Annotated in this window: 8 protein-coding genes; all 8 read left to right on the top strand. The window is 57.5% G+C overall.

The genetic code is table 11. The features are described 5' to 3' along the window. The first annotated feature begins 201 nt into the window (after positions 1–201). The 8 genes from OC610_RS17520 to OC610_RS17485 all read left to right on the top strand — a co-directional run bounded on the left by OC610_RS17520 (position 202) and on the right by OC610_RS17485 (position 7138). Entirely contained in the window at positions 202–711 is a 510-nt protein-coding gene (locus OC610_RS17520; protein ID WP_264429376.1) for a disulfide bond formation protein B, read from the top strand. 784 nt (positions 712–1495) lie between these two features. Then, complete coding sequence (gene cyoA / locus OC610_RS17515) at positions 1496–2443, top strand: ubiquinol oxidase subunit II (protein ID WP_181287658.1); 948 nt, start codon at positions 1496–1498, stop codon at positions 2441–2443. Between the two features lie 3 nt (positions 2444–2446). After that, entirely contained in the window at positions 2447–4477 is a 2031-nt protein-coding gene (gene cyoB / locus OC610_RS17510; protein ID WP_264429375.1) for a cytochrome o ubiquinol oxidase subunit I, read from the top strand. Positions 4478–4480: 3 nt separating this feature from the next. Further along, positions 4481–5107 carry a cytochrome o ubiquinol oxidase subunit III gene (locus OC610_RS17505; RefSeq protein WP_030139924.1) on the top strand — a complete coding sequence of 209 codons (627 nt, stop codon included), beginning with the start codon at positions 4481–4483 and terminating at the stop codon, positions 5105–5107. Continuing rightward, positions 5108–5443, top strand: coding sequence for a cytochrome o ubiquinol oxidase subunit IV (gene cyoD / locus OC610_RS17500; RefSeq protein ID WP_041022358.1), 336 nt, complete (start codon positions 5108–5110; stop codon positions 5441–5443). Between the two features lie 11 nt (positions 5444–5454). After that, a complete protein-coding gene (gene cyoE / locus OC610_RS17495) occupies positions 5455–6342 on the top strand; it encodes a heme o synthase (RefSeq protein WP_181287660.1) in 888 nt (295 codons plus the stop codon). Positions 6343–6482: 140 nt separating this feature from the next. After that, entirely contained in the window at positions 6483–6827 is a 345-nt protein-coding gene (locus tag OC610_RS17490) for a toxin (RefSeq protein WP_264429374.1), read from the top strand. Next, positions 6824–7138, top strand: a complete 315-nt coding sequence (locus OC610_RS17485) for a helix-turn-helix domain-containing protein (RefSeq protein WP_030139928.1) — start codon at positions 6824–6826, stop codon at positions 7136–7138. The genes OC610_RS17490 and OC610_RS17485 overlap by 4 nt, the downstream gene beginning before the upstream one ends. Positions 7139–7245 lie beyond the last annotated feature (107 nt).

Raw genomic sequence — 7245 nt, 5'->3', positions numbered from 1 at the left:
TGTGGGAGCGAGCTTGCTCGCGATAGCGTTGGTTCTGCCGACGCGGTTCTGAAATTAATCCGCGCTTAACCCCCTTCCTGTTTATTCCCTCGATACTGCCGACTGCCGCTCGTTCATCTTCTGCGTGTAGACTTCGGCCATCCGATAACGCGCCACGTGCCGCACGGCTGCGCGTCGATCCATGCACTTAAGGAAAACGCAATGAACGAGGAAACGATGCGGCTGGGCCGCGAGCGGCGCTATCTGGTGCTGCTGGGACTGATCTGCCTGGCGCTGATCGGCGGCGCGCTCTATATGCAGGTGGTCCTTGGTGAGGCTCCCTGCCCGCTGTGCATTTTGCAGCGCTATGCGTTGTTGTTGATCGCGATCTTCGCCTTCATCGGCGCGGCGATGCGCAGCCGCCGCAGCCTGACGATTTTTGAAGGCCTGGTTGTGCTTTGCGCCTTGGCCGGCGCGGGAGTGGCAGGGCATCACGTATACACCCAGTTCTTCCCGGCGGTCAGCTGCGGTATCGATGTGCTGCAACCGATTGTGGACGACCTGCCGCTGGCGAAGATCTTCCCGCTGGGCTTCCAGGTCGATGGTTTCTGCTCCACCCCGTATCCGCCAATCCTCGGATTGTCGCTGGCGCAATGGGCGCTGGTGGCGTTCGTGCTGACCGTCGTGCTGGTGCCATTGCTGGTGTCGCGCAACCGCAAAGCCATTCGCTGAGGCAGCGTAGGACGACGCCCCGGTTTCCTTATCAGGAACCGGGGCGTTTTTCGTTTCAGGCTCGGTAAGGATCAGCCTTGATCCGAGGCAAGAATAGCCTGCGGCAATGTGCGACACGTTGTCACACATGTTGCGTCCGGGCCCCTTTCAAGACGCGAATTGACGCCTCGATCTGTAATAAAAAAACAGCCTGCTGGCACTTTGGAGAGGACGCGGATGTTATCTCGTGCAGGCATTTTTAACAGCGAAGCGCTTCTGCGCCAAGCCCCCGAAAAACGGGCGCCCGAAAGCTATCAAGGCTCAGTCATACGACCTGGAGCTGTCTAAATCGGGTGTAGTAGCCTTACGTTTTTTGGGGTTCTTGTTGAGAATTAATTTCGATAAGATGCTGGCCCATTGCGATATCGGCAAGAGATTGTTGCCGGTTTGGATAAAAATTATTTCGGGATGAGACATGGTCTCCGGCGCTTCAGCTCACTACAATCGCCCGCACCGAATTTCCGACCCGGCTCAGGCTTGAGCACGAGAGTGGTCGACGGGCGCCAGCGCCCCATGCGACCCCAGGTGTCGGTGCCTCCAACTATCCGCACCAAATGGAATTGGGCTTGAACTAGGCCTTTGACCAACGAATAAGAACTCACTGCTGGCCCAGGATGTGTCGAACAGCCGCTGACGTTCGACGGGCAGCCCTTATTCAATCCAAGAAAATGCCAACCCTTGGCAGGGTGAAGTGTTGGCGATCAAAACCCAACTGCATTGCGCAAGCTGCTTTAGAGGTCGTGAGATGAGTAAAAACAGGTACCCCCGATTACTAGGCTTGTTGCCGCTGCTCGGCACGTTGTTGCTGGGAGGCTGCAACATGACCCTGCTCGATCCCAAGGGCCAGGTCGGCCTGGATGAACGAAACCTGATCATCACCGCCACGCTGCTGATGTTGCTGGTCGTCGTGCCGGTTATCGTCATGACGTTCCTGTTCGCCTGGAAATACCGCGCGTCCAACACCCAGGCTGTATACACGCCGAAGTGGTCCCACTCGACCAAGATCGAAGTGGCGGTATGGACCATTCCGGTGCTGATCATCATTGCCCTGGGTTACGTCACCTACAAGTCGACCCACGCCCTGGACCCGTATCGTCCGCTGGATTCCGACGTCAAGCCGATCACCATCGAAGTGGTGTCGATGGACTGGAAGTGGCTGTTCATCTATCCGGAACAAGGCATCGCCACGGTCAACAAGATCGTGTTCCCGGCCCACACGCCGATCAACTTCAAGGTCACCTCTGACACCGTGATGAACTCGTTCTTCATCCCGGGCCTGGGCGGCCAGATCTACGCGATGGCCGGCATGCAGACCAAGCTGCACCTGATCGCCAACCAGAACACCGAACTCGAAGGTATCTCCGCCAACTACAGCGGCGCGGGCTTTACCGGCATGAAGTTCAAGGCGACCGCCACCACCCAGGAAGAATTCGACGCCTGGGTAAACGAAGTCAAGAAGGCACCTAAACAGCTTGAAAAAGCTGAATACGAAGCCCTTTCCAAGCCGAGCCAGAACAACCCAGTCGAACTCTACTCGTCGGTAACGCCGAACCTGTTCCAGACCATCATCGACAAGTATGAAGGGATGAATCCGGGCAAGCCGATGCATCACGAGAAGGGCGAGAAGGAAGTGGCTCACAACATGGAAGGGATGGACATGAGCTCGCATTCAGCTGCCGGGGCAGAGGAGTAAACGATGTTTGGTAAATTAAGTTGGGAAGCGATCCCGTTCCACGAGCCGATTGTCATGGTGACCCTCGCCATCATCGCGTTCGGTGGTCTGGCATTGTTCGCAGGTATCACTTATTTCAAGAAGTGGACCTATCTGTGGACTGAGTGGCTGACCTCGGTCGACCACAAGAAGATCGGCGTGATGTACATCGTCGTCGCCATGGTCATGCTGCTGCGCGGTTTTGCCGACGCCATCATGATGCGTACCCAGTTGGCCATGGCCACCGAGGGTTCGCCCGGCTACCTGCCGCCTGAACACTATGACCAGATCTTCACCGCCCACGGTGTGATCATGATCATCTTCATGGCGATGCCTTTCTTCACCGGCCTGATGAACCTGGCAGTGCCGCTGCAGATCGGTGCCCGTGACGTTGCCTTCCCGTTCCTGAACTCCCTGAGCTTCTGGCTGCTGGTGTCCGGCGTCGTGCTGATCAACGTTTCCCTGGGTGTCGGCGAATTCGCCAAGACCGGTTGGGTTGCCTATCCGCCATTGTCGGGGCTGCAATACAGTCCGGGCGTGGGTGTGGACTACTACATCTGGGCGCTACAGCTATCCGGGTTGGGGACAACGCTGACGGGGGTCAACTTCCTCGCCACCGTGCTGAAGATGCGTACCCCGGGCATGAAAATGATGGACATGCCGATCTTCACCTGGACCTGCACCTGGGCCAACGTCCTGATCGTCGCTTCGTTCCCGATCCTGACCGCGACACTGGCTCTGCTGACGCTTGACCGTTACATGGATTTCCACATTTTCACCAATGAACTGGGTGGAAATCCAATGATGTACGTCAACCTGTTCTGGGCTTGGGGTCACCCTGAGGTGTACATCCTGATCCTGCCGGCGTTCGGTATTTTCTCCGAAGTCATCTCGACGTTCTCCGGCAAGAAGCTGTTTGGCCACCACTCGATGATCTACGCTTCCGGCGCGATCTCGGTACTGGGCTTCATGGTTTGGCTGCACCACTTCTTCACCATGGGCTCGGGGGCCAGCGTCAACGCCTTCTTCGGCCTGGCGACGATGCTGATTTCGATCCCGACCGGGGTGAAACTGTTCAACTGGCTGTTCACCATCTACCAGGGGCGCCTGCGCTTCACCAGCCACGTAATGTGGACCCTGGGCTTCATGGTGACCTTCGCCATCGGCGGCATGACCGGCGTACTGCTGGCCATCCCGGGTGCGGACTTCGTGCTGCACAACAGCCTGTTCGTGATTGCGCACTTCCACAACGTGATCATTGGCGGCGCGGTGTTCGGCTACATCGCCGGCTTCGCCTTCTACTTCCCGAAAGCGTTCGGCTTCAAGCTGCACGAAGGCTGGGGCAAGGCAGCGTTCTGGTTCTGGATCACCGGTTTCTTCGTCGCGTTCATGCCGCTCTATGTACTGGGCTTCATGGGCATGACCCGTCGCCTGAACACCACCACCAACCCTGAGTGGGTGCCGTACCTGTACGTCGCCATGTTCGGTGCGGTGATGATCGCTGTCGGTATCGCCTGCCAGCTGATCCAGCTTTACGTCAGCGTGCGTGACCGCAAGAAGCCGGAAAACATGTGCGAACACGGTGACCCGTGGAATGCCCATACCCTGGAGTGGTCGACTTCTTCGCCACCACCGTTCTACAACTTCGCCGTGCTGCCGAAAGCAGACGTGATCGACCCGTTCACCGAAGCCAAGGAAAACGGTACCGCGTACCAGACTCCGGCCAAGTATTCGCCGATCCACATGCCCAATAACACCGCCACCGGTGTGGTCATGGGCGGACTGTTGACCGTGTTCGGTTTCGCGATGATCTGGCACATCTGGTGGCTGGCCATCGCCAGCCTGGTCGGCACCGTGGTGTATTTCGCCATCCATGCCGCCCGTGACGATCAGGGCTACATGGTGCCGGTGGATGTCATCGAACGCATCGAAGCCGAGCAGCACAAGCGCCTGGTCGCGGCCGGGAAAGTCCCTGCCACCGCCACCCGTGTTGAAACCTCGTTGGAACAGGCTTAAACCATGTCGAACTTAGTGACCAATGTTGGACACGCCCATGGTCATGACCATGGGCATGATGACCATCACCACGACTCGGGCGAGATGACCGTATTCGGTTTCTGGCTCTACCTGATGACCGACTGCATTCTGTTCGCGTCGATCTTCGCGGCCTACGCGGTGCTGGTCAACAACGTCGCCGGTGGCCCGTCGGGCCACGACATCTTCGAACTGCCGTATGTGCTGGGTGAAACCGCGCTGCTGTTGTTCAGCTCGATCACCTACGGCTTCGCCATGCTCGCGCTGTTCAAGGGCAAGAAGAACCAGGTGCTGGGCTGGCTGGCCATGACCTTCCTGTTCGGTGCCGGCTTCATCGGCATGGAAATCAACGAGTTCCACATGTTGATCTCCGAAGGCTTCGGTCCTAACCGCAGCGGTTTCCTGTCCGGGTTCTTCACCCTGGTCGGCACCCACGGTCTGCACGTGACCAGCGGCCTGATCTGGATGGCGATCATGATGTACCAGGTCCAGAAAAAGGGCCTGACCGCCACCAACAAGACGCGCCTGAGCTGCCTGAGCCTGTTCTGGCACTTCCTGGATGTGGTGTGGATCTGCGTATTCACCGTTGTTTATCTGATGGGGACTCTGTAAATGGCTAACGCTCATTCCCATGATGGCCACGACGCCAGCCACGGCAGCGTCAAGTCCTACGCCATCGGCTTCATCCTGTCGGTGATCCTGACCGTCATTCCGTTCGGCCTGGTGATGTACCCATCGCTGCCCAAGAGCCTGACGCTTTGGATCGTTCTGATCTTCGCCGTGGTCCAAGTATTGGTCCACCTGGTGTACTTCCTGCACCTGGACCGCTCGGCCGCCCAGCGTAACAACGTGATTGCGTTTGTCTTCGCTGCGTTGGTGATCGTTCTGCTGGTCGGCCTGTCGTTGTGGATCATGTTCAGCATCCACACCAACATGATGGCGCACTGAGGAAAGTCCGGATGTCACTGAAGCACTTTATCCAAATCACCAAGCCGGGGATCATTTTCGGTAACGTGCTTTCTGTGGCGGGCGGGTTCTTCCTGGCCTCGAAAGGGCATGTCGATCTGGCCATCTTCCTGGCGGCGATGATCGGCACTTCCCTGGTGGTGGCGTCCGGTTGCGTGTTCAACAACTGCATCGACCGCGACATCGACATCAAGATGGAACGCACCAGGAACAGGGCGCTGGTCCAGGGCCTGGTTTCGCTGAAGCTGGCCCTGGTATTCGCCACGGTGCTGGGCGTGGCGGGCGTGGCGTTGCTGTACTGGGTCGCCAATCCGCTGGCGGCGTTGTTCGCGGTGATCGGTTTTGTCATCTATGTCGGCCTCTACAGCCTGTACCTCAAGCGCAAGTCGGTCCACGGCACGCTGGTGGGCAGTTTGTCGGGAGCGATGCCGCCGGTGATCGGTTATGTCGCGGTCAGCAACAGCTTCGACATGGCCGCGCTGACGCTGCTGGTGATGTTCAGCCTGTGGCAGATGCCGCATTCCTATGCCATCGCGATCTTCCGCTTCAACGACTACCTGGCAGCCTCGATTCCGGTCTTGCCGGTCAAGCGCGGCATCCAGGTGGCCAAGAAACATATCCTGCTGTACATCCTGGCGTTCCTGGTGGCGACCTTGATGCTGACCTTCAGCGGCTACGCCGGCATGAGCTACCTCGCCGTCGCCGCCGCCATGGGCATGTACTGGCTGTACATGGCCTGGACCGGCTACAAGGCGGTGGATGACAGGGTCTGGGCACGCAAGCTGTTCGTGTTCTCGATCTTCACCATCACCGCCCTGAGCGTCATGATGTCCCTGGACTTCAAGGTCCCGAGTGAGTTGCTGCTGACTTACGCGCCTTAAGCTTCAGACGCTGCAAAAAAGCCCCGCCTTCGAGAGATGTGCGGGGCTTTTTTTCGAAATGGGTCATGGCGAGCCGCTGTCATTCGTCGCAATAGATTCTGGCTTGTTGATCTATAGGCGATTTGCCTATAGTTTCTGCCATGCGAACCTTATTTTTTGAAACGACTACGTTCACTGCCACGGTTGATCATTACCTGACCGATGATGAATATCGCCTGCTTCAGTTCTACATGCTGCAGCATCCAGAGGCCGGTGACGTCATGCCACGTACCGGTGGCTTCCGTAAGCTGCGTTGGTTCGATGAACGTCGCGGCAAAGGGAAACGAGGTGGACTGCGGGTCATTTATTATTGGTTGAGGCATGATCGTCAGTTCTGGATGTTTGCGATTTATGACAAGGACGAACTGGAAAACCTGACCTCCGAGCAAGAGAAGACGCTCAAGCGCGCCATAGAAGCTGAGTTGAAAGTACGAGGTACCTTATGAAAAAGCGCGATCTGTTTGCCGAGATGATGCAAGGCGTCGAGGAGATGGCCGCTCACCGCGAGGGCAAGATTACCCTTCGCCAGATTTCGATCGAAGACAAACCGGTTCCCGAGGTGTCGGCCCAGGAAATCGTGGCCCTGCGCGACAGGCTCCATATGTCCCAAGCCGTTTTCGCCAAGAGCATCAGGACCAGTCCGGGCACCCTTAGAAACTGGGAGCAGGAAAAATCCAAGCCTAACGCCCAGGCAGCTTTGTTGATCAAACTGGTCGAGAAGTTTCCGGATATGGTCGAACGGCTTGGTGCTGTTTGAACCGCCGAAAGCCATGAAAAAGCCCCGCCTTCGAAAGAAGTGCGGGGCTTTTTCATGATCGTTATTTCGAAAAATCGACATTCCTGTGGGAGCGAGCTTGCTCGCGA

It is taken from the genome of Pseudomonas agronomica (assembly GCF_025917275.1).
Taxonomy (GTDB): Bacteria; Pseudomonadota; Gammaproteobacteria; order Pseudomonadales; family Pseudomonadaceae; genus Aquipseudomonas; species Aquipseudomonas agronomica.
This window is presented reverse-complemented; position numbering and strand designations above follow the sequence as displayed.